This is a genomic window from Streptomyces sp. NPDC057617 (assembly GCF_042800555.1).
In the GTDB taxonomy this organism is placed as follows: Bacteria; Actinomycetota; Actinomycetes; order Streptomycetales; family Streptomycetaceae; genus Streptomyces.
The window spans coordinates 805,663-829,814 of sequence record NZ_JBHVGV010000001.1 but is presented as its reverse complement, the minus strand read 5'-3'; the positions used below and the strand labels follow the sequence as shown (position 1 = coordinate 829,814).

At 69.6% G+C, this 24,152-nt stretch carries 22 protein-coding genes, 1 pseudogene and 1 riboswitch; of the genes and pseudogenes, 9 read left to right on the top strand and 14 right to left on the bottom strand.

Annotation, left to right across the window (positions count from 1 at the left end; translation table 11 throughout):
- The first annotated feature begins 87 nt into the window (after nucleotides 1–87).
- From ACFU9P_RS03660 to ACFU9P_RS03640, 5 genes are all read left to right on the top strand, one after another.
- On the top strand, nucleotides 88–1,581 hold the full coding sequence (locus ACFU9P_RS03660) for a flavin monoamine oxidase family protein (RefSeq protein WP_384077612.1): 1,494 nt from the start codon (nucleotides 88–90) through the stop codon (nucleotides 1,579–1,581).
- A gap of 29 nt (nucleotides 1,582–1,610) precedes the next feature.
- On the top strand, nucleotides 1,611–4,892 hold the full coding sequence (locus tag ACFU9P_RS03655) for a ferritin-like domain-containing protein (RefSeq protein WP_384077610.1): 3,282 nt from the start codon (nucleotides 1,611–1,613) through the stop codon (nucleotides 4,890–4,892).
- A 55-nt stretch (nucleotides 4,893–4,947) separates the two neighbouring features.
- On the top strand, nucleotides 4,948–6,180 hold the full coding sequence (locus ACFU9P_RS03650; protein ID WP_384077608.1) for a cytochrome P450: 1,233 nt from the start codon (nucleotides 4,948–4,950) through the stop codon (nucleotides 6,178–6,180).
- Between the two features lie 23 nt (nucleotides 6,181–6,203).
- Nucleotides 6,204–7,103 (top strand): NAD(P)-dependent oxidoreductase, encoded by a 900-nt coding sequence (locus tag ACFU9P_RS03645; RefSeq protein WP_384077606.1) that lies wholly within the window; start codon nucleotides 6,204–6,206, stop codon nucleotides 7,101–7,103.
- Between the two features lie 99 nt (nucleotides 7,104–7,202).
- A complete protein-coding gene (locus ACFU9P_RS03640) occupies nucleotides 7,203–7,940 on the top strand; it encodes a hypothetical protein (protein WP_384077604.1) in 738 nt (245 codons plus the stop codon).
- 19 nt (nucleotides 7,941–7,959) lie between these two features.
- On the opposite strand, the gene ACFU9P_RS03635 is transcribed toward ACFU9P_RS03640, so the two are convergent.
- From ACFU9P_RS03635 to ACFU9P_RS03615, 5 genes are all read right to left on the bottom strand, one after another.
- Entirely contained in the window at nucleotides 7,960–8,361 is a 402-nt protein-coding gene (locus ACFU9P_RS03635) for a hypothetical protein (protein WP_384077602.1), read from the bottom strand.
- A 61-nt stretch (nucleotides 8,362–8,422) separates the two neighbouring features.
- Nucleotides 8,423–8,956 (bottom strand): hypothetical protein, encoded by a 534-nt coding sequence (locus ACFU9P_RS03630; protein ID WP_384077600.1) that lies wholly within the window; start codon nucleotides 8,954–8,956, stop codon nucleotides 8,423–8,425.
- A 1,366-nt stretch (nucleotides 8,957–10,322) separates the two neighbouring features.
- Nucleotides 10,323–10,544, bottom strand: coding sequence for a hypothetical protein (locus tag ACFU9P_RS03625; RefSeq protein WP_384077598.1), 222 nt, complete (start codon nucleotides 10,542–10,544; stop codon nucleotides 10,323–10,325).
- A 349-nt stretch (nucleotides 10,545–10,893) separates the two neighbouring features.
- Nucleotides 10,894–11,928: a methyltransferase gene (locus ACFU9P_RS03620; protein ID WP_384077596.1), complete on the bottom strand. Its 1,035-nt coding sequence runs from the start codon at nucleotides 11,926–11,928 to the stop codon at nucleotides 10,894–10,896.
- A gap of 7 nt (nucleotides 11,929–11,935) precedes the next feature.
- Nucleotides 11,936–13,444 (bottom strand): MFS transporter, encoded by a 1,509-nt coding sequence (locus ACFU9P_RS03615; protein ID WP_384077594.1) that lies wholly within the window; start codon nucleotides 13,442–13,444, stop codon nucleotides 11,936–11,938.
- A 450-nt stretch (nucleotides 13,445–13,894) separates the two neighbouring features.
- Between ACFU9P_RS03615 and ACFU9P_RS03610 the strand changes: the two genes are divergently transcribed.
- Nucleotides 13,895–14,584, top strand: a complete 690-nt coding sequence (locus tag ACFU9P_RS03610; RefSeq protein ID WP_384077592.1) for a hypothetical protein — start codon at nucleotides 13,895–13,897, stop codon at nucleotides 14,582–14,584.
- 17 nt (nucleotides 14,585–14,601) lie between these two features.
- Nucleotides 14,602–15,102, top strand: a complete 501-nt coding sequence (locus ACFU9P_RS03605) for a hypothetical protein (RefSeq protein ID WP_384077590.1) — start codon at nucleotides 14,602–14,604, stop codon at nucleotides 15,100–15,102.
- Between the two features lie 15 nt (nucleotides 15,103–15,117).
- On the opposite strand, the gene ACFU9P_RS03600 is transcribed toward ACFU9P_RS03605, so the two are convergent.
- Both ACFU9P_RS03600 and ACFU9P_RS03595 read right to left on the bottom strand, forming a co-directional pair.
- The gene (locus ACFU9P_RS03600; RefSeq protein WP_384077588.1) at nucleotides 15,118–16,233 is read right to left on the bottom strand and encodes a DNA alkylation repair protein; all 1,116 of its coding nucleotides are present in this window, start codon (nucleotides 16,231–16,233) and stop codon (nucleotides 15,118–15,120) included.
- A gap of 128 nt (nucleotides 16,234–16,361) precedes the next feature.
- Nucleotides 16,362–17,636: a TetR/AcrR family transcriptional regulator gene (locus ACFU9P_RS03595; RefSeq protein WP_384077912.1), complete on the bottom strand. Its 1,275-nt coding sequence runs from the start codon at nucleotides 17,634–17,636 to the stop codon at nucleotides 16,362–16,364.
- 129 nt (nucleotides 17,637–17,765) lie between these two features.
- Between ACFU9P_RS03595 and clpX the strand changes: the two genes are divergently transcribed.
- Complete coding sequence (gene clpX, locus ACFU9P_RS03590) at nucleotides 17,766–19,058, top strand: ATP-dependent Clp protease ATP-binding subunit ClpX (protein WP_384077586.1); 1,293 nt, start codon at nucleotides 17,766–17,768, stop codon at nucleotides 19,056–19,058.
- Nucleotides 19,059–19,155: 97 nt separating this feature from the next.
- Here the strand turns inward: clpX and ACFU9P_RS03585 are convergent, their stop codons facing one another.
- On the bottom strand, nucleotides 19,156–19,629 hold the full coding sequence (locus tag ACFU9P_RS03585) for an inorganic diphosphatase (RefSeq protein WP_384077584.1): 474 nt from the start codon (nucleotides 19,627–19,629) through the stop codon (nucleotides 19,156–19,158).
- Between the two features lie 28 nt (nucleotides 19,630–19,657).
- Nucleotides 19,658–19,720: riboswitch (Fluoride riboswitch) on the bottom strand.
- A gap of 210 nt (nucleotides 19,721–19,930) precedes the next feature.
- Here ACFU9P_RS03585 and ACFU9P_RS03580 point away from each other — a divergent pair.
- Nucleotides 19,931–20,500: a SixA phosphatase family protein gene (locus ACFU9P_RS03580; RefSeq protein ID WP_384077583.1), complete on the top strand. Its 570-nt coding sequence runs from the start codon at nucleotides 19,931–19,933 to the stop codon at nucleotides 20,498–20,500.
- A gap of 111 nt (nucleotides 20,501–20,611) precedes the next feature.
- On the opposite strand, the gene crcB is transcribed toward ACFU9P_RS03580, so the two are convergent.
- From crcB to ACFU9P_RS03550, 6 genes and pseudogenes are all read right to left on the bottom strand, one after another.
- Nucleotides 20,612–20,986 (bottom strand): fluoride efflux transporter CrcB, encoded by a 375-nt coding sequence (gene crcB, locus ACFU9P_RS03575; protein WP_384077581.1) that lies wholly within the window; start codon nucleotides 20,984–20,986, stop codon nucleotides 20,612–20,614.
- Nucleotides 20,983–21,372 carry a DUF190 domain-containing protein gene (locus ACFU9P_RS03570; protein ID WP_384077579.1) on the bottom strand — a complete coding sequence of 130 codons (390 nt, stop codon included), beginning with the start codon at nucleotides 21,370–21,372 and terminating at the stop codon, nucleotides 20,983–20,985. The genes crcB and ACFU9P_RS03570 overlap by 4 nt, the downstream gene beginning before the upstream one ends.
- Nucleotides 21,369–21,833 (bottom strand): fluoride efflux transporter FluC, encoded by a 465-nt coding sequence (locus ACFU9P_RS03565; RefSeq protein ID WP_376374848.1) that lies wholly within the window; start codon nucleotides 21,831–21,833, stop codon nucleotides 21,369–21,371. The genes ACFU9P_RS03570 and ACFU9P_RS03565 overlap by 4 nt, the downstream gene beginning before the upstream one ends.
- Before the next feature lie 365 nt (nucleotides 21,834–22,198).
- Nucleotides 22,199–22,819 (bottom strand): annotated as a pseudogene (locus tag ACFU9P_RS03560) (N-acetylmuramoyl-L-alanine amidase); the annotation flags it as partial.
- A 26-nt stretch (nucleotides 22,820–22,845) separates the two neighbouring features.
- Nucleotides 22,846–23,493 carry a M23 family metallopeptidase gene (locus ACFU9P_RS03555; protein ID WP_384077578.1) on the bottom strand — a complete coding sequence of 216 codons (648 nt, stop codon included), beginning with the start codon at nucleotides 23,491–23,493 and terminating at the stop codon, nucleotides 22,846–22,848.
- Between the two features lie 167 nt (nucleotides 23,494–23,660).
- A complete protein-coding gene (locus ACFU9P_RS03550) occupies nucleotides 23,661–24,056 on the bottom strand; it encodes a DUF2267 domain-containing protein (RefSeq protein ID WP_384077576.1) in 396 nt (131 codons plus the stop codon).
- Nucleotides 24,057–24,152 lie beyond the last annotated feature (96 nt).

Sequence of the window (24,152 nt, the reverse complement as noted above, 5' to 3'; positions counted from 1 at the left end):
TAAATATCGTGGCATGCCATTTGCAGGCGCATGAAACAGCAGTGAAGTCCAAAGGATGGCGATTTATCGTACTAATTGGAGTCTTTCATGTCCAACGACTTGCGGGATCGGTCCGCCTGCGCATGTGAGCCCTTCGCGGTCGAGGGACGTCATGTCACCGTCATCGGTGCCGGAATGGCCGGGCTCGTGGCGGCGTACGAACTGGAACGGCTCGGCTACTGCGTCGAGGTCCTGGAGGGTGAGGCCCGTGTCGGCGGGCGTATCCGCACACACAGATTCGGTCCCGGCCCGGGCGCGCCCACGGTCGAACTCGGAGCCATGCGCATTCCCACCCGGCACCGGCTCACGCGGGAGTACATCCGGCGCATGCGGCTGGGCAGCTCCCTGTGCCCCTTCACGACCCTGCTGTCGGACGAGAACGCGCTCCTGCACACCGACCGCGGATTCATCCGTATCCGTGATGCATCCCGGCCGCTCCGTGAGGACTTCCGGCACGCCCTGGACCTGCACCGCCCCGGTCACGGCTACAGCGACGCCACCATCGCCTTCGGGGCCTGGCTGACCGCCATCGTCGACGCGATCGCCCCGCCCGATCTGCGCGAGGCGCTCCGCGGGGACCTGCGGCGCGAACTCCTCGATCTCGTCGACCGCACCGATCTGACGCCCTACCTGTACAGCGCGGCCGGCGACAGGGTCGACCTCCACGCGCTCTTCTCCGCCCACCCCGGCATCCGCGCCGGGTGCAGCGGCCGGCTCAACAGCTTCCTCGACGACATCCTCGCCGAGACCAGCCCGACACTTCTGAGACTGCGCGGCGGGATGGACCAGTTGCCACGCCGGCTCGTCGGCCACCTCCGGTGCACGGTCTTCCGGGGCCACCGGGTCGTGGGCATCGACGTGGGCCGCGACAGCTTACGCATCCACATCCGCGTGGGCACCCGAAGGATCGTACGGCGAGCCGACTTCGCCCTGTGCACCACGCCGTTCCCGGCCCTGCGGCGGATGCGTCTGACCGGACTGGACGACGACAAGCTCGCCGTGATCCACGAGGTGGACTACTGCCCGGCCACCAAAGTGGCCTTCCTCTGCCGGGAACCCTTCTGGCAGGAGGACGGCATCCTCGGCGGGGCCTCCTTCACCGGCGGGCGCATCCGCCAGACCTACTACCCGCCCGTGGAAGGCGATCCGGAACAGGGCGCCGCGCTGCTGGCCAGTTACACGATCGGCGAGGAAGCCGCCTGGCTCGGCCGGCTGCCGCCGCGGCGCAGGCACCGGCTCGTCCTGGAGGAGCTGAGCGCGGTTCACCCCGAACTGCTCAGGCCCGGCATGGTCCTGGAAGCGGTGAGCGCGGTGTGGGGCAACTCGCCCTGGAGCGCGGGCTGTGCCACACGCTGGGGCAAGACCACCGCGCAGTGCGAGAGGGAACGGGCGAGCGCCGCGCGGCCGGTGAACCGCCTCTTCTTCGCGGGCGAGCACTGTTCGACGGCGCCGGCGTGGGTCGAAGGAGCGATCGAGTCCGCTCTGCGCGCCGTCGAAGAGGTCCGCTGTTTCGACGTGGGCCGCAAAGCCGCGGCCACCTGAGTCCGTCACACGCCCCCGGGAGACCCGCGATGAGCGTTTTCGACCTGCCAAGGCTCCACTTCGCCGGAATCGCCACGACAAAGCTGCCGACCGGGCCGCGCAGCGGACTGGTCGACCTCGCGGCCAGGCGGGCGCTGACCGGCGACGGCACGCCGTTCCCCGCCGACCGGCCCGCCACCGAGTACCACGCCTATCTCCAGCGGCGCGGCCCCCACTTCGACAAGGAGGGGCGCCCCGACCCGCGCGGCGAGTTCAGCGCCGCCAAGGGGTGGAACTTCGACGGCAACAGCCACTTCTGGCTGGACGCGCAGATCGTGTCCATCGAGACCCCGGACAGCGCCGGATCACCGGACACCGCCGACCCGTTGGTCGGCCGGAGCGTGGACGTCTGGGGCCACTACAACGAATACCTGCGCACCACCGCCAACCGCGCCCGGGTCTTCGATCTGGACCCGGCATCCCGGTGGACCATGGCGCTGATGACCGGCCAGTTCGGGGTCGGCCGGACGGGCCGCTCGCACGACACCGGCTATATGGTCCTCGGCGAGGTGACCGGCCTCCACCCGCCGCGCTGGGCCGACTTCGGCCATGTACGCGGTCTCGGTGACCACGCCCTGGCCCCGTACCTCCGCTACTGCGCCGTGCACCAGTTCGCCGTACCGAAGAGCGGTCTTGGCTGGCTGCCGGACATCCGGCACTCTCCCGCCGTGACCGCCCTGCGCTCCGCGGTGGACGAGGCCGACGGTCTCGTGGTGCAGCTCGCGCTGGACAACATGGCGTCGCCCGTGGCCCCGGACGCGCCCAACCACTGGCGTGTCCGGGGCACCGTCGCACCCTGGCACTCCCACGAGTTACGTACGTACCCCGCCGGGCGGCTGCTCGTCCCGCCCGCTCCGGGTGGCCCCCTTCACCACGCGACCGTCGAAGTCGCCGCCGGGCGGGCCCACTTCAACCTGATCTCCGCCGTACCGCTCACCGGCCGGGCCGCCCACGCCGGCCCCGGCCCGCTGCACCGCCTCGGCCCGCCGCTCGACTGCGGCGACCTGGAGCTGCGTACGGCCGGCTCCGGACGGCTCGTGGCCCGGCTGCCGGCGGGCACGTACCCCGGTGACACCACCTCCGGGATCCTCACCGTGCCCGCCGGGCCCGGCCGGCGCGAAGCCGCGGACCACGGTCTGTATCTGACGGGCCGCGGGCCCTCGGGGCGGCGGGAGACCCTGCTGACCGAGCGCGAGACCAACATCCAGACCGACGAGGCACTGCTGACCCTGCACCACCGCGACCGCGCGCGGCTCAGCGACCACGCCGTCGAGGTGCCACTGCGCTCCTACGTCCGCGGACGTCCGGCCGGTCCCACCAAGGTGTACGTGAAGCAGTACTACAACCCGCGCGCCCTGCCCGGCGACGGCCTGGCGGGCAGCCCCGACGCCCAGTGCGGGGACGCCGTGATCCTCGGGCTGCGGGGCGAGGACGGCTACGCCGGGGAATGCGCGGTGGAGACCGACGAGCACGGCCACGGACTGCTCACCCTCCGGGGCGAACGGGCGGGCACCTGCCGGGTGCTGCTCTCCGCCGACCCCACCGACCGGCCGGCCGCCTTCCCCGGCGCACGGGGCTCGGCGTGGACCGCGTACGACGACCAGGACGCGCTCGGTTACTGGGCCGGGGCCGGATCGATGTGCGTACGGGTGCTCCCCGACGACTGGCACCTCGACGACGTGCCGCGGCAGGACGTGGACTTCGGCCTGCTGCACCGGGAGATCTTCGCCTACTACGAGCACACCTCCTCCTTCATGCGCTCGGACGTCTTCAGCCTCGCCGACCAGTTCAAGGTGGACACCTACGCCGACCTGGTCTGGCAGATGTGCGATCCGCGCAACAGGACGAAGACGTACTACATGCCGCCGACCCGGGACCTGTCGGATCCGCAAGCCCGTCTGCTGCTGGCGTATCTGCGCAACCGTCAGGCCCGGGCGCGCCCGCCCGTACCCGTACCCGCCGTACTCGGCAGCGGACCGCTGATCACCACCCGGGGCGAGCTGTGGGCCGTACTGAAACAGGCGGCCACACTGGAACTGGCCGTCATGCTCCAGTACTTGTACGCGGCCTTCTCGGTCCCGACCCATGGGGCCGGGCTGGAGTACGTACGCCGGGGGCACTGGACGGCCGCGCAGTTGGCCCACGCCTGCGGCAAGGGAAGCGAGACCAACGCTGACGGAATGCGTGGCGCTCTGCTGAATGTCGCCCGCGAGGAAATGATCCACTTCCTGGTGGTCAACAACATCATCATGGCGATGGGGGAGCCGTTCCACGTCCCGCTGATCGACTTCGGCACCCTCAACAGCGTTCTGCCCGTCCCCCTGGACTTCGCGCTGGAGCCGCTGAGCGTCGGCAGCGTCCAGCGGTACATCGCAATCGAACAGCCCGCCCGGCTCACACCGGACCTCTGCCCGGAACACGCCGTGCGGTCCGGCGCACACCGGGCCGGTACGGACCCGGCGCCCCCGTTCTCCTGGGGCTCGATCAGCGAACTGTATGCGGGAGTACGCCAAGGACTGGAGCGCGTCCCCGACCTGTTCATGGTGGAGCGCGGCCGCGGTGGCGGTGAACACCACCTGTTCCTCCGCGAGTCCGTCAACGCGGTCCACCCGGACTACCAGCTCCAGGTCGACGACCTCTCCAGCGCCCTGTTCGCCGTCGACTTCATCACCGAGCAGGGCGAAGGCGCCACCCTGAACAGCGCGGACGCCCAGGAGGTCTCGCACTTCGAGACATTCCTGCGCATCGGCGAACTGCTCACCACCGAACGCCTCCCGGGCCCGCACGGCCGGCTCGTGCCCTGGAACCCCGCGTACCCCGCGCTCCGCAATCCGACGCTGGGGACCGGCGACGCGGCGAAGGACCCGATCACCGACCCTCGGACCCGCGCGGTGGCCCAGCTCTTCAACCGCTCGTACTACCTGATGCTCCAACTCATGGTGCAGCACTTCGGCGAGAGCCCCGACGCGAGCCTGCGCCGCTCGAAGCTGATGGGCGCCTCCATCGATGTGATGACCGGCATGATGCGCCCCCTGGCGGAGCTGCTGGTCACCATGGAGTCGGGACGGCGGGGCAGAACGGCGGGACCGACGTTCGAGCTGGAGACCGCACCTGTCTGCGTCTCCCGCCCCGATGTGGCACGCCGTTCCCTGGCCCTGCGCTTCGCCCATCTGTCGACGGCGGCACGCGCGCTCGATCCGGTGCCCGGCCAGGTCGCCGACATGATGACGTTCTACGCGGACTTCTTCCGGCGCGAACAGGAGTCGCGATGAGCGCGTATCCCCGTACCGGTGCGGCTCGTACGACGGATCCCGTGCGGGGCGCGCGATGAACGGCGGCCGGCCGGCGCCCTTCCGGACCGCGGACGTTCCGCTCCCGGACCCGTACCCCCACTACCGCGCGTACCGGGAACGCGACCCGGTCCATCGCGGGGCGGACGACGCCTGGTATCTGTTCCGTCACGCCGATGTGGCACAGGTGCTCGGCGACCGCCGTTACCTCCGCGGAGGACCGCCCGCACAGCTCCCCCGGACATGCCCGCATCTGCGGAACACTGTCGCCAACTGGATGGTTTTCATGGACCCTCCCCGGCACACCCGGGTCAGGGCCCTGGTCGCCCAGAGTTTCACCCCGGGCGTCGTGGAGGCGCTGCGCCCGCGCATCCGACGGCTCGCGAAGTCCCTCGTGGCCGAGTTGGGCGAGGAGGCCGAGGCCGACTTCGTCGACCGCTTCGCGGCTCCGTTCCCGCTTCTCGTCATCAGCGAACTGCTGGGCGTCCGCGCCGGGGACCGGGACTGGTTCCGGTCCCGTGCCGTCGACCTCCAGCAGGCCACCGGCTCACGAGTCGCCCGCCGGGCCGACGCCTTCGCCGTGGCGGACGCCGCGGCGCGGGAGCTCGACACGTACTTCCGGAGCGAACTGGCCCGGCGCCGTGCCGGGCGGGAACGGGACGGCGCGGACCTCATCGCGGTCCTGCTGCGCCGGGCCGCCGGTCAGGGGTTCGGGGACGAGGTGCTGGTGGGCACCTGCATCCACCTCCTCACCGCGGGCCACGAGACGACCACCAACCTGCTGTCCAAGGGGCTGCTGGCGCTGTTCGCCCATCCGGACCAGCTCGCGCTGCTGAGCGCCGGTCCCGAACTGCTGCCCGGCGCGGTGGAGGAACTGATCCGCTACGACCCGCCGGTCCAGATGGTCACCCGGCAGGCCCAGGAGGACGGGGAGGTGGGCGGGCGCGCGATCCGCCGCGGCAGCCGGCTCGTTCTGGTCCTCGGCTCGGCCAATCGCGACCCGGAGTCCTTCCCGGACCCCGACCGGCTCGACCTCCGCCGCGACACGGGCCGCCACAGCGGATTCGGCATGGGCACCCACTACTGCGTGGGCGCTTCGCTGGCCCGCGCCGAAGCCGAGCTGGGCCTGGGCGCGCTGTTGCGCGGCCTGCCCGGCCTGGCACCGGCCGACGAGCCGGTGCGCTATTCGCAGGACCTGGTCTTCCACGGCCCGTCGCGGCTGCTCGTACGGACCGGCAAACAGCGACCTGACGGAGCGTCAGCGCCGTGAATTCGGGATATGAGGAGGCAATTGTGTCCACCAAGGTGACCGTTCTCGGCCTGGGGGAGATGGGTACGGCGCTGGCCGGCGCGTTCGTGGCCGCGGGCCATCGGACGACCGTGTGGAACCGTACGCGGGGCAAGGCGGACGCCCTGTCCGCCAGGGGTGCCATGGAAGCCGCTTCGGCCGCCGAGGCCGTCGCTGCGAGCCCGCTGATCGTGGTGTGCCTGTCGGCGTACGACGTCGTTCACACCGTACTCGGCCCGCTGTCCGGCGACCTCGCGGGCCGCACGCTCGTCAATCTCACCTCCGGCTCGCCCGTGCACGCCCGGGAGACGGCCGCCTGGGCGGAGAGCGGCGGAGCCCGCTATCTCGATGGGGTGATCATGACAACCGCGTCCGGCATCGGCAGCCAGGACTTTCTGCAGCTCTACGGCGGTCCCCAGGACACTTTCGAGGACAACCGCAAGACGCTCGCCGCCATGGGCAACCCGATCCACCTGGGCACCGATCCGGCCCTCTCCTCCGTGTACGACACAGCGCTGCTCGGCCTCATGTGGTCCACACTGACCGGCTGGCTGCACACCGCCGCACTCATCGGGGCCGAAGGACCCGGCGGCAATGTGACGGCGACGGCATACACCGAAGTGGCCGACCGGTGGCTGGACACCGTGCGCTTCTTCATGACCACATACGCGCCGCAGATCGACGCGGGGGAGTACCCGGCCGGGGGTTTCCCCCTGGACCTCCACCACAGGACGATGGACATCCTCACCCACGCGAGCGAACTCCGCGGGGCGGACTCCGGTATGCCGGAGCTGTTCAACAACCTGGTCGAACGAGCCATCGCAGCCGGCCACGGCAACGACAGCTACGCCCGTCTGATCGAGTTCGTACGAAAGGACGGCCGAACGGCGACGCCGCGGCCCTGACCCGGTGGACGAGGGCCGGGGGCTGGCCCTGGCCGCGGATGGGCCCTGCCACCCCCCCCGGATCACAGCGACCGGATTGAGCCGGGAAAGATGAGGGGCGTGAACATCGACGGGGCTGTCGCAGCGATCGGGAACGCTCAGGACATGCCAGGTCTGCCCATGGCATGGCGATGGTCACCCATGCCTCGGTTCGTGTTCTCCCTGGCGATGGATCCTGACGGGCTCTGGGCTTACCAGATGAACTCGCTCGATGTGCACGACGACGGCCTGGCCAAAGCTGTTCTGGCGTTCGCGAGGCAGCATCAGCTCGGCCGGGGCCGAGATGCGCGACCGTTTACGGTCCTCTCCGGGTTTTCGTATGGGGCCTACCGGTTCGATGCCGTGGCAGCGGCGTCGCCGACTGTGCATGGGTACCACCACGGGCGCAACGAGGCCTTGAACGAGGTCGTCTCGGCTGTCTTCCCTGCGTACCGGTGCGAGTTCCGCGGTGATGAGAACCTGGAGGAAGCGGTTCTGCGGTTCAAGCGCATGCTGCGGCCGACCCTCGTGTCCCGGCTGCCCGTCCCCTACCTGCGCATGCGATACGAGAACACGCGGACCGGTAGCGGCAGCGTGGGTTCGTCCCGCGGGTTCACCGAGCACAATGTGCTGTTGCGGGAGCTCGGGCTTCTTGAAGGCGCTCCTAGCAGTTTCGTGGAGTTCGAGAACCTGCACGGCGAGGTGTGGCACGTCGAGTGGGACGGTTCCTGGCTGGTGAACGGCCGGCCCCAGGACGTACCGCTCTCAGAGGAGTGGGTGATGACTGCTCTGGGGTGCTCGGATACGGGTCTCCGGTAGTCGCCGCGGCATGTCAGAGTCAGCCTTCTTTCCCGAACTGGTCTCGCCGCCCGGGTTCAAGCGGTTCTCTGGACGGCTCTGGATGGAACGCTTCGGCGGATGAGGCGGACACACTTGAGATAGGAGACGCGGTCCGCGTCCACGGGTAAGGCGGGCCCCACAGCTCCTGCCGGACGCCTTCCGGCGTGCGGGACCGGATCGGCCCGCCGGGACCGAGATGCTTCTTGATCTCCTCGAAGGCCAGCTCGATCACGGTGAAGGCGTGCGCGAACTCGACCGACCATAAGCCGCGGTCGGCGATGACCAGGTCACCAGAACCGGTGGAGCCGGCCGGCTGGTGGGCGAGGCTCCGTTCGCCGTAGCGGTAGCCGCCGAGGCGGGCATCAAGCACGCCGTGTGTTCCGATCTCGGCGAGTACCACTGCCCTCACCTGGGGGAAGCCGAAGGGGACGCCGCCCGTGGCGGAAGGGCCGTCGAAGGTGTCACCGTTGCAGGTCGGTCGCTTCTTGGCCCTGGCCGATGTCGAGCACTGCGACGATGCCGTCAAGGATCCCGACGAACTCCTCCATCGGGATCTCCGCCACGAAGACCGCGCCCGCGTCCTCAGGATGGTTGAGCAGGTGTTCCTGACGCCAGAACTCCAGCGTGATCACCAAACGGTCCTCTTCACGGAACAGGTGCGTCGTCACATTGTCGGTGGTGGGCCCCCAGAGCAGGGTCCGGAACTGGCTACGCAGCCCGTAGTCGGCCTCGGTCTCATCGTCATTGCCCGCACGGTGCATGAGACGCCGGTGTGTGGCTTCGGCGGACATACCAGCGAACGGCATGGGGGAACCTGCGCCCGAACGCAGCCAGGCGGCCGTGTCCAGCACATCGCGGCGGAACTGCGGGACGTAAGCCGTGTTGTCGTCGCAGGTCAGCCACTTGCCAGCGGCCCAGAGGTCCACTCGGCACAGCTGGCCCTGCTCGCCGACCTCGGCGGCGAACCTGTGCTTGTCTCCCAGAACCACGTTCACGTCAGTGACCGTCGCAGGTTCAGCCCTTCACACACAACCGAATAGGGGGTTGAGGAACATCGACGTCCGCCAGTTCGCCCACGCAGCCGCGCTTGCCGGTCCAGCAGTGGACAGTGACCGCGTCTTCTACCTGAAGTGCGTCCGCATCGCCCGCCGCAGCATCCCATCCCAGCTCGGAGCGACCACTGCCAAACTCACCCGCTCCTTCACAGCGGCCGGGCGGGAAGCACGCAGCCGCCTTCTTCCGACCCGGCGCAACCGGGACTGCCCACGGGCGATCAAAAAACCGAACCGCTGGCCCGTCCTGAGAACCCGGGCCAGGCGAGACACGGTCCAGCCCGGCCGCTGGGCCCACAATCAGACCACCAAGCCGAAGAGCAACCGCCGGGCCGGAAGACCGGTGCTCAAGGCATCGCAAACCCCGACGTTGCCCTAGGACTTGTCCAGGCGATCATGTGGCGGGCATGGGCTGCTTGAATCGTTATGCTCGAGAACGGCAGCCAGTTGTAGATGGTTGGTGTCACCGAAGGGCTGCGCCTGGACCTCGACGACTGATGCGTCGAGCCGGAGTGTGAAGTGCGGGCTTGCGTCAATGAGCTCTCGCAGGTGATTGAGAGCGTCGTCGTCGGGAGGGGGTGAGATGACGGCCTCCCACTCGCCTTTGGTTGAGACAGCCGTCAAAGTGACTGGTATGCGCGCGAGGCATGTGGAGTGGTTGGCCCACCACTCCAGATACGCCGTGTTCTCGTCGCAGTCCATCCTCCGAGCGTAAATGCCGGTATTTCCTTGCGCGCCGCTCGTTGACGTGGGCATGGGGCGAGGTGATCGGACAGGTCCGGGCCGCGACTGATGCAGCGGATGAGATCGACTGGGATGTCTCGGTCGATTCCACCATCATCCGTGCGCACCAGCACGTGGCCGGCGCCCGCATCGATCCGCCGCCCGCCCCTGCTTCAAATTCAAAAGGGGGGCCGAACCGCAGGAACGTCAGGGCGAGGCGCCGTGGCAGAGCCTGGTCGCCCGCCTGGTGGAGGTGGTGCGGGAGGTGAGGGCCTGGGCCGCTCGTGCGGCATACAGCAACGGCCCCTGCCGTGAGTACCTGCGTCACCGGGGCCTCCCGCACACCATCCCGGAGAAGACCGACAGCCAGGCTGCCCGTCTGCGCAAAGGCTCACGTGGCGGACGGCCACCAGTTTTCGACGAGAACGGCACAACAAGCGCAACACCGTCGAACGGACGATCAACCGGCTCAGACAGCACCGGGCCGTGGCCACCCCATACGACAAGCGCCGCTACGTCCACCTCGGCACCGCCAGCCCCGCGGCGCTGGTGATCCGGCTCCGCTCGTGAGCGCCAGGATCAGCCCCTAGCCGTCTTCCGGCAGATGGAAGTAGACGGTCCCCGACCGCCAGGGGCCGTGCTCGGTCGTCTCTGACTCGATCACCACGTCCTGGACCTCAACAGGGCCCAACGCTTCAATGGCATCGGCCAGCCGCCGCAGGAGGGCCGGAACACTGTCGCAGCCCGGGCCAGCGGGGTTGGCCTGCGAAAAATGGCGCACGGTCCAATGCTTCGGGGCGTCAATCATGGGCAGATCGTAAAGCCTGCCGTCACCTGGTCAGCAGGCCGACCGCTGGAGGACAAGCGACCCAGATCCCGAAGCGGTCCAGACCGTGATCGACCGGACAAGTCCTAGTTATCAGCGTCTGTCCTGCGCCCATCAATCTGCGGCGGCAATCAGGGAGCAACCTCGTGGCCCGGCGGCCGCTCGGGGCCCCTCGCTGGTTCCCCTGGCACCACTTCGCTGGTCACGGACTGCTGACAGTTGGCACAGCGAAAGACGGTCATACGGTCATTCTCCCGGGCTGCACGCGGCACTACGTGACCGGGACGCCAAGGCAACTGCATTGGCCGGTGCAGGCCCCGGCCCCCCGGGGTCACTTGGTGCCGATCACCATCGACTCGGGTCCGTCCAGGTGCCGTACGCGGCTCTCCCGGAACCCGGCCTTCGCCAGCCAGTCCCGGCACTCGGCGCTCGTGTACTCGAAGCCGCCCGGGGTCTCAAGGAGCATATTGAGGCTCATCAGCAGCCCTTGGACGTTCTCGCGGCGCTCGTCGTCGATGAACGTCTCGTAGACGATCACGATGCCGCCCTCCGGCAGTGTCTCGTACGCCTTGCGCAGCAAGGTCATTGACGTGGGCAGGGCCCAACCGCTCAGGATATGGCCGAAGATCAGCACATCCGTCCGGGGCAGCGGCTCGGTGAAGAAGTCGCCGGTCTGGAAGGAGAGCCGCTCGGTGAGGCCGGACTCCTCACGGCGGCGCTGGAAGGCGGGGCGCAGGGCGGCCAGATCGAAGCCCGTGCCGCGCAGGTGCGGATGGCGCTGGAGCAGATGTGTCAGCAGGGCGCCCTCGGCGCAGCCGATGTCGGCGACGGTGCGGTAGCGGGACCAGTCGACGGCCTCCGCGAGGGCGTGCGTGGAGCCCATCGACAGACCGGTCATGGCCTGCTGGAAGGCGGCGAGGCTCTCGGGATCACGGTAGAGGGCGGCGTACATGCCTTCCTCACCGGTCTTGATCTCGTTCTGGGGGTCTCCCGAGCGCAGGCCTTCGTCGAGCCGGCCCCAGAGGTCGTACATCCTCGTGTCGCTCATCTCCAGCAGGCCGCCCACATAGGAGGGCTTGCCGCGTACGAGATAGTGCGCGGTGGCAGGGGTGTTGGCATAGATGCCGTCGGTGCGTTCCAGGACTCCGAGAGCGACGAGGGTGTCGAAGAAGTCATGGGCGGCGCGGGGGTGCAGCTTCAGCCGGTCGCGCAGTTCGTCACCGGTGAGGGGGCCCTCGGCCAGTTCGGAGAAGAGGCCCAGGCGGGCAGCGACGAGCAGCACCTTCGAGGCCATGAAGCCCGTGGCGATCTCCATGAGACGGCCGAGCGCCGGGGCGTGTGTCAGGTCGGAAGATGTGTCGCTCATGAGGTCCTCACAGTGGGGGGCAGGTGGTGGGGTCGGGATCGGGATGGCTGGTCTGCCGGGGCAGGGCGAAGGTCAGCATCAGGGCCACGGCGTTGAAGGCGGCGAGCCACGCCAAGGTGATGGGGAACGCCTCGACGAATGCCTGGGCTCCCGCGGACGACGCATGGCCGTGGGCACTGCCCGCGGGGAGGAGGGCGAAGAAGAAGACGGAGGCCAGCGCGATACCCATGGCCTGGGCGAGCTGCTGGACGGTGTTGAAGACACCGGAGGCGGAGCCCGCGTGCTGATGCGGGACACCGGAGAGGACCAGATCGGTCAGCGGGGCGAGGACCAGTCCCATGCCCAGGCCCATCACGGTCAGGGGCGGGATCATCTGCCAGGGGGTGAGGCCGCCGCTGAAGTGCTGGGCCTCCCACAGATAACCGAGGATGCCGAGGGCCATGAGTGTCACGCCTGCCTGGATGACCTTGCGGCCGAACCGGGGCACCAGCACCTGGACGGAGACGGCCGCGGCGGCGGAGACACCGACGGAGAAGGGGATACCGGTCAGTCCGGCGCGCAGCGGGCTGTAGCCGAGGCCCAGTTGGAGATAGAGGATCCAGGCCAGGAAGAAGAGCCCGGTGGCGGTGCTGAAGAGCAGCTCGACGGTCACGCCCGCGGTGAAGCTCCGCGCCTTGAACAGCGAGGGCTCCACCAGCGGGGCTCCACCCCGGCGGGACAGAGCGCGCTGATGGATGGCGAAACCGGCGAGGACGGGGAGCGCGGCGGCCATCAGGACGAATCCCCAGACGGGCCAGCCGTGTTCACGTCCCTGGGTGAGCGGGAACAGCAGCAGGAGCAGGCCCGCGGTGGCCAGCGCCATACCCGTCGGGTCCAGGCGCCGGCTCTCCGTGGCGGTGGACTCGGTGAGATAACGGCTCCCCAGGGCCAGTCCGGCGACACCGAGCGGGACGTTGATGAGGAAGATGGACCGCCAGCCGAGACCGAAGAGATCCGCCTGGGTGAGGATGCCGCCCAGGATGGGGCCGGCGATGGCCCCGGCGCCGAGGATCCCGCCGTACATGCCGAAGACCCTGCCGCGTTCGGAGGGCGGGAAGGTGACATGGATGATGGCCAGGACCTGTGGAACCATCAGCGCGGCCATCGCGCCTTGCAGGACACGGGCGGCGATGAGCATTTCGGAACTCGCGGAAGCGCCGCAGAGGGCGGAGGCGACGGTGAACCCGGCCACGCCGAACAGGAACAGGCGCCTTCGCCCGTAGATGTCGCCGAGCCGTCCACCGGAGATCAGGCCGAGGGCGAAGGCGAGCACATAGCCCTCGGTGATCCATTGGACGGCCGAGTAGGAGGCGCCGAGGTCCCGCTGGACGGCGGGGATGGCGACATTGACGATCGTCACATCCACCAGGTCCATCAGGGCCGCGGTCAGCACCACCGCGAGCGCGATCCAGCGCCGGCGGTCGGAGGGCGACTCCGATAACGAGACGGGCGGGGCGGTGTCCGTTCGGTCATGCATGGCAGGAGGCCGTTTCTGATGAGGTCGCGTCGGGGCCGGTCAGCCGCCTGTGTCGGGATTTCTCGCAGGTGACTGCCGCGACGGGAAAGCCGACTGCCGGTCCGTCGCCGAGGGACCCGGTCGGCTGGGTTTCCGTTCACGACCCTGCCCTGCCTCCGGCCACGACAGCAGCAGCGTCAAGCGCCCCGCCAGAGCCCCATGCCCGTCATCACTCGTTCGGAGCAGCGCAATCACTCGCCAGGGCGACCGGCCGCATTGCTGATGCGAGCAGCGGCGTGGTGGTACGTGCCGCCCCGGCGAAGGGGCGGCAGGTGTCGTCAGCGCGAGTCCCTCTTTATCGCTCCATCAGGTGATTCAGTGCGGAAAACGGTCCCGGCTCGCCGGGGGGTGCGGGACTCTCGGATCCCGTGCGGCAGACCGTCGCGCCGGCGAGGAGAAGGGGACCAGGGAATGCGTCTTTCGTGGAAGAGAGCAGCGGCGTCCGGCTGGCTCGCGCTGGTGGTGACGGTGTCCGGCGCCGGAGCGACGCACGCCGTCCCGGTGGCGAATCCGGCCGACGACAGGACTTTTGTCTCCACCACGGCCACGGGCGGGTCGGAAACCACTCTGCGCGTGGTTCTCGACGCGAATTCCAACGGCTCCCCGCTGAAGCTGACCCACGCGGAGCGCGACCGGATCGCCGCGATCGTCGGTGGGGCGGCGCCCGGCCGTGGACATGCCGGGGATGCCCCGGCCGGTGCTCGGCAGCCGGCGGGAGCGGCGGGGAAGAAGAGGGGGCCCGCGACCCTGCGCTGCGACAGGAATCCGAGCTGGAGCGATGCGAACGGCACACTGAGCGCCCGGTTCAACTGCAAGTACAGCACCATCAATTGGGGCTACAAGATCTCCGCGCGGGTGAAGTCCTTCATCACCGGGAACGTCAAGGAGCGGGGCGTCTCGTGGTGGAACAACGGCAAGAGGAAGCCGAACAACGCGGGCCATGTGGTCGGGAAGCACTATCACTTCCACGGCACTCTCAAGCCCGTCAAGCACGCCGATCATGTCCAGTTCCAGGACTACATGACCTTCCGGGTCAACGTCGGCGGAAGGACCGGCACCGGGTCCATCACCTGGGCGTCGGATGTCAGGGCGAAGAAGTGAAGTGACGAAGCGGCGCGATGAAACTGACCATCACGACAACCCGGAACTGGGCGGAAGACATTCTGCGGCAGCTCGGTGATCCCGTCGGTCGGACGCTGGAGGTGACGGTGCCGCCCGCTGATACCGAGCCCGAAGCACCGCCCGGCGAAACCGCGTTCACCTCCCGGCTGGAGATCCAGTACGGCGAAGGCCCCACCGAGCCGTCCGCCGCTGCCCGTCACGTCAGTTCTGTGCTCGTTGTGCTCGCGTTCGACGACGGCTCCGCCACCAGCGTGCTGCTGGAGGACTCCATGACGGAAGCCGAAGCCGTGACTCTGCTGGCCGAACAGTTGCAGGACGGCGTACTGGAACACACGGGCGGCGCCCCGGCCCCGCCCTGCCCGGGACACCGCCACCCCGCCGTGGCCGAGGTGGTGGACGGCGTCGCCTCCTGGACCTGCCCACAGGGCGGACGGGACGGGCAGCACGGAAGAACACGCCCCGTCATCACCGGCGCCGCCGGACACACCACGCGGTGAACCGCCCCGCCGCGGTCACAGGTCGACGATGAACTCCGCCTTTCCCGAGCGGCGGCCGTTGATCTGGATTTCCAGGGCATGTGCGCCGGGGTAGTGGCGGCGGGTGCTGATCGGTTTGAAGGAGTGGCGGCGTTCCAGGGCGAGGCGCCGGCCGGGGGCCAGAGTGCGGGTGGTCAGTTTGAAAACGCGGGGAGCGGTGGAGCCGTTGGCCTTGCGGTAGTGGATGACGTAGTCGACCGCCAGCCGGACCGGCGCCGGACCGTCGTTGAACACGTCGACGCCGAAGACCAGTTCGTCGACTTGGGTGACCTTCGTGCTGCGCAGTTCGGGGCCGGTGATGACCAGGTCGGCGGAGGGCGGGGCGAAGCCGAGCAGGTCGAGCGCCTGGGCGTCGGCCTGCTTGATGAGCGTGCGCATCGCGTGTTTGACGAGCGCCGGGGTGGTGGTGGCGGTGGCGCCCTCGGACCAGCGGCGTGCGGTGGAGACGGCGAGGACCGGGTCGAGCCGTGAGACGTCGTTGAGGTGGTTGGCCACGGACCGGCGGACCACTTCGTCGGTGTCGGTGTGGAGGTCGTCGAGGATCGGTACGGTCACGGAAGGGCGGCGGCGCAGCTCCGGCACCTGCTTCGCCCAGGGCAGCCGCGGTCTGGTGCCCTCGCTCGCCAGCCGTCGTACGGCAGGGTCGGCGGACCCGGTCCAGGTACGGACGGTCCGCAACGTCCGGTCGGTGTCGGCGTTCAGAAACGTACGCAGCGCGAATTCGCCGGTCAGCCGGGGTGTCAGCGCGGCCAGCAGCGCGAGGCCGTCCTCGAAGTCGTCGGGGCGCGCCGAGTCCACGGCCAGCACTGCCACTGCCTCGGTGACCGGCCAGATCATCCAGCCGGAGAACCCCGGATCGGTCAGCGCGGTACGGAAGACCTCCGCGGCGGCGGTGTACGTACCGCTACCGGGGAGGTCCTGGATCAGCGCGTCCCGTACCGCGCGGGCCCGCTCGCTCAGGGCGAGCGGGCCGAAGGCCCCGGCGCTCTCCCGTACGGCGGACCAGCGCGAGGCCGGTCCCGCGGTCGTGCCCAGCACGCGGGCCAGCTTCTCGATGCTGTCCGGGCTGATCAGCTCGTCGGCGGTGGGCATGTCGGTGCTTCTTCCGTGTGCGGGGCGTCCATGCGTCGATGCCCGACGCTACAGCGCGGCAAGGACAGTCGCGGTCCGCGCCTTCGCGGTCGTACGGGCTTCGCCGTACCGCTGCCGCACGCCGTACGTCAGCCGCGGCCCGTTCTGCCGGTGCGCGCGGGCGTGTTCAGTACGGCCGACGCGGCGGCGTGGCACGCGCCCCGGCCGTCCGCGCGGGCGACGATCCGGTGTGCCTCGATACGGACGGCCGCCTCGGTCCCGTCGCTCACGGCGGGCAGACCGGCCGCCGCGGCGAGGGCTCCCGACTCGTCGAACACCACCTGGAGACGCGGCCACGCCGAGGGCGGGAACGCCTGGCGCAGACAGCCGGAGAGTTCGGCGACCGCCAGCCGCGCCAGCGGTGCGAGTTCGGCGGGATCCCCGGTGACCAGGGCCGCGGTGATCCGCGCTCCCGGCGGGGCGGCCCGTACCGCCTCCTCGACGGCCTCCAGCCGGTGCAGCCCGAGGACGGCCACCACACCATCGTCCGCGAGCCGGGCCGGCTCGCCCCGTACCGCGTCCAGCGTGTCCGGCGCGGCGGGCGGGACCCAGGGGTCGTCGACCGGCAGGGCCTGGGTGATCACATGGGAGGGCGGCCACCAGCCGTGCAGATCGAGGCCCGCCAGCCGTTCGCAGGCGCTGACGACATTGAAGGGCTCGATGAACCCGGGCGCGGCGGCGGCCATCTGGTTCGCGCCGTGCAGGGTCGTGAGCACCGCCTCCGCGACCCGCACCAGGCTGCCGGGCGCCGCGCCGGGAGGCCCCAGTTGCTCCAGGGCGAGGCCGAGCAGAATCGCGTCCAGCTTCATGAGCTGCGCGAACGGCCGCCGGATCCGCTCCTCGGCGAGGATCTCGGGCAGCAGATGCACCGCGAGCCGTGCCGGTCCGTGCGGCTCGCCGACATCGGCGAGCGGCAGCCGCCCGACCCAGGCCCGGGCAAAGGCGCCGAGCGCCTCGGCGGCGGAGAGGGAGGCAGGCGCGGCGGGTTCGCCGCCCATGAGGCCGGACTCAGGAACCGTACGGCCCGGCCTGTCGCCCGTACGACCGGACTCGGCGCCGCTACGGCCCGTACGACCGGGTCCGGGCCGGGCACCGGGTCCGGGCCGGGCGGGTCCGGGCCGCGACGGCTCCGGCGCCCCGGCCGGTGACGGCGCGCGCTCGGCGAGATCGGCCAGCACCGCGAAATACAGCGCCCGTTTGCCCGGAAAGTTGGAGTAGACGGCGCCTCGGGTCAGTCCGGCGCGCTGCGCGATCCCGTCCACCTTCGCGTCCCGGAAACCGCGCTCGGCGAACTCGCTCCTGGCCGCCGCCAGCACACTGGCGCGATTGCGCTCCTGTGACTGCGCCCTGCTGAGCCGGCCCATCGTCCTCACTTGTCCCCGCGTTGCCGTCCGTCGCGGTTCAAGATACCGTCGGCTATTCAGATGTTCACGCCATATGGTTGAAGCATCTGGACCGACCAACCCGTACCACCCTTGAGGAGACACTTCCGCGTGGCAGGCATCGGTGACGGCGGCACCCTGCTGAAGTGCACGTTCTGCGGGAAGAGCCAGAAGCAGGTCCAGAAACTGATAGCGGGTCCGAGCCCGGTCTGTATCTGTGACGAATGCGTCGGCCTCTGCAACGAACTCATCGCGGAGGACCTCGACGGCCCGCCCGGCGACGGACTCGCGGAGCTGCCGAAGCCGAAGGAGATCTACGACTTCCTGGGGCAGTACGTCATCGGGCAGGAGAGCGCCAAGAAAACCCTCGCGGTGGCGGTCTACAACCACTACAAGCGTATCGGTGCGGCGGCGGGCGGAAACCGGCGGCACGGCACCGAAGAAACTCCGGTCGAACTCGGCAAGTCCAACATCCTGTTGATCGGACCGACCGGCTGCGGCAAGACCTATCTCGTCCAGACCCTGGCCCGGATGCTCGATGTCCCGTTCGCGATCGCCGACGCGACGGCGCTCACCGAGGCGGGCTATGTGGGGGAGGACGTCGAGAACATTCTGCTGAAGCTGATCCAGGCGGCCGACTACGACGTCAAGAGGGCCGAGACCGGGATCATCTACATCGACGAGATCGACAAGGTCGCGCGCAAGAGCGAGAACCCCTCCATCACGCGTGATGTGAGCGGTGAAGGAGTCCAGCAGGCGCTGCTCAAGATCCTTGAGGGTACGGTCGCGAGTGTGCCGCCGCAGGGCGGACGGAAACAGCCGCAGCAGGAGTTCATCCAGATCGACACCGGCAACGTGCTGTTCATCGTGGGCGGCGCGTTCGCCGGTCTTGAACGGATCATCGAGCAGCGCGTCGAGCGCAAGGGCATCGGCTTCGGCGCCGCGATCCGCGCCAAGGAGGACCGGGAGAACGAGGCCGGCTTCGCCGAGGCGCTGCCCGAGGACCTGCTGAAATTCGGGCTGATCCCCGAATTCGTCGGTCGGCTCCCGATGCTGGCGACCGTTCAGCCGCTGGATCTGACCGCGCTGACCAGGATTCTGACCGAGCCGCGTAACGCGCTGCTCAAGCAGTACCAGAAACTCTTCGAACTCGACGGAGTGGAGCTGGAGTTCACCGATGCCGCCGTCGCGGCCGTCGCGGAACAGGCGCTGCTGCGCCGCACCGGCGCCCGCGCGGCACGCACGATCCTCGAAGAGGTCCTGCTGAATGTGATGTACGAGGTGCCGAGCCGCGACGATGTCGCCCGGGTCGTGGTCGACCGCGACACGGTCCTCGACAACGTCAACCCGACGCTCGTACCGCGCGAGGACCGCGGGCACGGGCGCCGGGAGAGGTCAGCCTGAACTACACCGGGGCGCCCGGCTTCACCGGCACCCAGCTCCACCGGCGCCCGGTTTCATCGGGCCGCCCGGCCCGGACTCTCCCGGCGCTGCTCGGGCCCTACTCCAGGGAGCCGGTGAGGCGCTCGTAGCCGAGCCGCGCCCGCGCCAGGAATTCGTCGACGGCCGGGCACCCCTCGTACCCGATGACCTGCCAGGAGTGACCGGGTCCGAAGCGCAGCAGCATCTCGCCCAGCGCGGCTTCGTCGGCGTGCCAGGCCCGCAGCTCACGCACCCCCGTGATCGCGTCAAAGTCCGCCGCCTTTTCGGCCACACACACCACCGTCTCGCGCGGCTCGCCATCGACGACGAGACGGGCGAGCGCGACGGGGCGGGCGGCCACGGCCGTACCCGGCAGGGCCGGTTCATTGAGCAGGACCAGCGCCTTCGCGGGCTCGCCGTCCTCGGTGAGGCTGTTCTCCACGTACCCCTCGCCGACCGGCCATCCCGTCAGCACACGAGAGGGGGCAAACGAGTCTTCAGGGGTGAAGCGGGATCCCGCGGTCGCTTCGACCCTGACGGTTACGGCGTTCATCACTGCCTCCCGTGATGCCCGAGTCCGGTACCACGCAGAGGCCATCAGCACCTGAGGTGCGGTCGCGGCGAGCCTCATCGCCGTCGCCATGCTGTTCCCATGACGATGTGCGGTCCCCTCCGTCCATTGTCGCCGATGGTGTGCGCGACGCAACGCCCAGGTGGGGCCGACCGGGCGAGCGAGCCTGCGCAGCGCCTCCTCCCCGTCCAGAATCAGTCCATGTCCGAACCGGCCGTGGGGCGCTCAGCGGTGTGTCCGCCGGGACACACCGCGCCGACGCCGCCGCCCAGAGAGGTACGAGATGACACCGCCAGCGCCACCACGGGATCCGGAGCCGGCACCGGCCCGTCTGATCGTCCTCCGGCACGCCAAGTCCGCATGGCCGGAGACGGTGGCGGACCATGAGCGGCCCCTGGCGCCCCGGGGGCGCAGGGATGCCCCGGCCGCCGGGAAATGGCTGGCGAAGTCCGGGTACCGGCCCGATCTGGTCGTCTGCTCCACCTCCCGCCGTACCCGCGAGACCTGGGAGCTGGCCGCCGCCCGGCTCGGCACGGAACCGCAGGTGATCCACGACCGCCGGGCGTACGACGCGAGTGCCGCCGAACTGCTGCGCCTGGTACGGGAGTCACCCCGGCCGGTACGGACATCCGGGCCGGTACGAACGCTTCTGCTGGTCGGCCACCAGCCGGGGGTGCAGGACCTGGTGCTGAGTCTGGCGGGCCGGGGCGAGGGCGACTGTCTGGCCCGGGCCCGGGAGAAGTTCCCCACCTCGGCGATCGCGGTGCTCACACTGTCCGGTCCCTGGGAGGCGCTCGCCCCCGGGACCGCCACCCTCACCGACTTCGCCGTCCCGCGCGGCCCCAAAAAGTAACCGCCGGACCCGGAACGTAACCGCCGCACTCGGAACGCAACCGCCGGGCTCGCCTCCCGTACCGCTCCGGCGCGCCCGGCAGCGTTCACACGCGCATGCGCCCCGCCGCGGTCACACCCACAGCGCCTGCGCGACCGCGACCCCCATGAACACCGCGCCGAGCCCGGCGATCACACTGGCGACGACATTGGCGGCCGCGTAGAACTTCGCGCCGTCCTCGGCCAGCCGCAGCGTCTCGTAACTGAACGTGGAGTACGTCGTGAGCGCGCCGCACAGCCCCGTCCCGATGAACAACTGCACCTGGGAGGACGCCGCGCCCGCCGTGACCGCACCCGTCAGCACCCCGAGGATCAGGCATCCCACCACATTGACCACGAAGGTCCCCCAGGGGAAGACGGTGTCGTGCCGGGTCTGCACCGCCCGGTCGGTCAGATAGCGCAGCGGGCCGCCGATGGCGGCTCCGGCCACGACCAGCAGCCAGTTCACCGGTCCCGGTCCTCCCTGTCTTTCGGGTCCTTCGGGTCCTTCGGGTCCTTTCCGCGGTCCGCGTAGCGGATGACCTCGCAGTCGTCGAGCATGACGAGGCCTTCGCGGACCAGCTCGTCGAGCTGCGGCAGGAACGCCCGGATCTTCTCCCCGGCGTCCACGATCACGATCGCCACCGGCAGGTCCTCGCTCAGCGACAGCAGCCGTTGGGTGTGGATCAGCGACGACGCGCCGTACCCCTCGACACCGCGGAACACACTGGCCCCGCCGAGCCCGGCCGCGTGTGCCCGGTGCACGATCTCCGTGTAGAGGGGCCGGTGGTGCCAGAGATCGGACTCCCCGACGAAGATCGTCAGGCGCAGGGCCGTACCCGCCAGCTTCGTCATGACTGCCTCCACGCCACCACGCGGCGTGTCACCCACACCGCGGTCCACACCGCCGCGAGAGCCGCGAACAGTGTCACACCCAGGTAGGCCATGCCCGTACGGGCCCGGCCGGCATCCACCAGCCGCTCGATATCCACCGCATAGGTGGAGAAGGTGGTGAACCCGCCGAGGATGCCGGTGCCGACGAACGGCCGGATCAGCCGGTGTGCCGTCCAGACATCGGTGATCACCACCATGAACACACCGATCAGCGCGCACCCGGTGACATTGACGGTGAGCGTCGTCCAGGGAAAACCGGCGGCGGGGGTCGGCCATATGAGCGACGCCCCGTACCTCGCCGCCGAGCCGCACATCGCACCGAGCGCCACGGCGGTGACCACCGGCCACAGCACCCGCGCGCGCTCCGCCCGCTGTGCGGGTACGGAGAGATCGACATCGGGATCGGTGGGCTCTTCCACCACACGGCTCCGGGGAACTCGCACCACAACGCGTCTCCTACTCGTACGGCGCCCGGCCTGCGGGCGCGCTCCATCGCGAGTAGGGACCGTTGGCGGCCTGTGGCCGCGGTTCGGGTACGGCGGGCCCCACCGCCGCGTAACACTGTGCCGCCCAGGCTAGCCTCCCGTACCGTCCGGACGCCAACCGCAGGCGCGCGGTGCACACCGGAACCGGTGGCCACGCGGGCGGCACACAAGGCGGCACACGCCTGGGAGCGCGTGCCGCCGTGCTCAGTGCCACCGTGCGCAGTGCTGCCGTGCTCGGTACGGCCGTGCTCAGCGCGGCCGGTGCGGCCGGTGCGGTGGCCTCACCTCGTGAGCCCTCACTTCTTGGGCAGCGGGGTCTTCAGCCGCTGGGCGATCCGGTCGCGCATGGCGGGCATGGTGAAGCCCTTGGGGTCGATCTTGTCGTTGGACCATTCGAGGTGGCCGATGACGCTGCGGGCGCTCCACTTGTGCGCACGGCAGATCGCGGCGCTCACGCGCTCGATCGCCGTGAGCTGCGCGGCCGGCCACGGGTCCATGCCGTCCCCGAGGTTGACGCACTCGAAGCCGTAGAAGCAGACGTTGCCGTCCACTCCGTCGTTGTTGCCGACGGTGGGCCGGGGCGGCCGGTCCCCGTAGTCCTCGGCGATCACATGCTTGAGGACGAGCGGGTCGCCGCCGCCCGCGTGGTTGGCGCGGCCGTGGCCGACGAGGTGCACGACGCCGTCCTTGGCGATGACTCCGTGGCACAGCGGGCCGGGCAGCGCGCTGTGACCGTCGCGGCACAGGGCGACGGATGCCTGGGTGCCCGAGGTGACGGTGTGATGGATCATCACGCCGTTTACCGGGCCCCAGGGGCCCTTGTGATTGCGGTTGTGGGTGCGCCAGTTGCCGACTTCGACGACTTTGACGCCTTCGGCGCGCAGGGCCGCGACGAACGCCGCGGCGGTCAGGGGTGATGCCATGGAAGCCCTCCTGGATCCGGCCGCTGTCACCAGGACGGCTTGCGGTCGTTCCCGTAACCGCCGCCACGCGGGCGGTCCTCGAAGTGCAGGTGCGGCCCGGTGACGTTGCCGGTCGCTCCGACATCGCCGAGCTTCTGGCCGGCCTTGACCTTGTCGCCCTTCTGGACACCGCGCTTGGACAGGTGGCAGTACCAGTAGTCACGGTCGTTGTCGGCACGCAGGACGATGTAATTCCCGTACGAGGCACCGTCGTTCCTCGACTCCCCGATGGTGCCCGCCCGTACGGCCACGACATCCGTGCCGCTGGGCGCCGGGTAGTCGTCACCGGTGTGGTAGCCGGAGCTGTAGCCCGAACTGCGGGTGCCGTAGGGGTTGTTCTTGTTGATGCCGTAGCCGGGCACCGGCGAGGACACCTTGCCGCCGCTGGTCCTGTGGCTGCCGTCGGTCAGCTTGAGACGCGCGAACGTCTCGGGTCCCGGTGCCCCGTCGGCGTCGCTGCCGCTCCAGCCCTGCGCCCGCTGGAAGGCGGCGCAGGCGGCCTTGGTCTCGTTCCCGTACAGCCCGGTGGGGCCGGACGGGATCTTGTGGCCCTTGGCGATGAGGGCCTTCTGGAAGCTCTTGACACAGGCGTCTTCCGAGCCGTGCTTCACATGATCGAAATCTATCGCGGTCACGCCGCAATCCCCCTTGTGGTGTTCGCTGGACGGCCTCGCGTGAGGTCCATCTGTGCACCAGCTTGCAGAGGGCAAAAAATGTTCAATAAATCGTCAATAAATCACCAAGTCGCGCCAGGGGGGTTGTGCGGATGGCCTGGAGATCGCTATGGGCCGGACTCGACCGGTCAGACCGGCTGCGGGCGGCCGAAGAGGAGGTCGTAACCCGGCGGGAGCTGGAGCAGGACACGGCGCATCAGATCCTCGTCGGCGGCGTCGGCGACCACGCTCAGGACCGCGCCGACATCCCATTGCGCGGTCTCGTCGGTGGCTCCCTGGATCCATGCGGCGGCGGCCTGTACGAATCGTTCCGCCGTGAGCGGTTCGGCGGCCGGGAGCGGATTGAGCAGCACCAGCGCGCAGGTCTCCGGGAGCCGCGCGGCCAGTTCGGCCCGTTCGCTCCCCACCACATGGGCGCCGAGGAGCGCCAGCACCACACGGAGGGCCCGTTCCGCCTCCTTCGGCGAGGAGTACTCGCCACGCTCCTGTACCGCCGACAGGAACGCGTCCCACCGCATCACCATGACGGCCTCCCTCCTGCGACACCACCGGTATAACTCGCCCGCAGCAAACTTGACAAGGAAAGGCTCAACTTGGCCCGGCTCGGCGGTTCCTGCGGT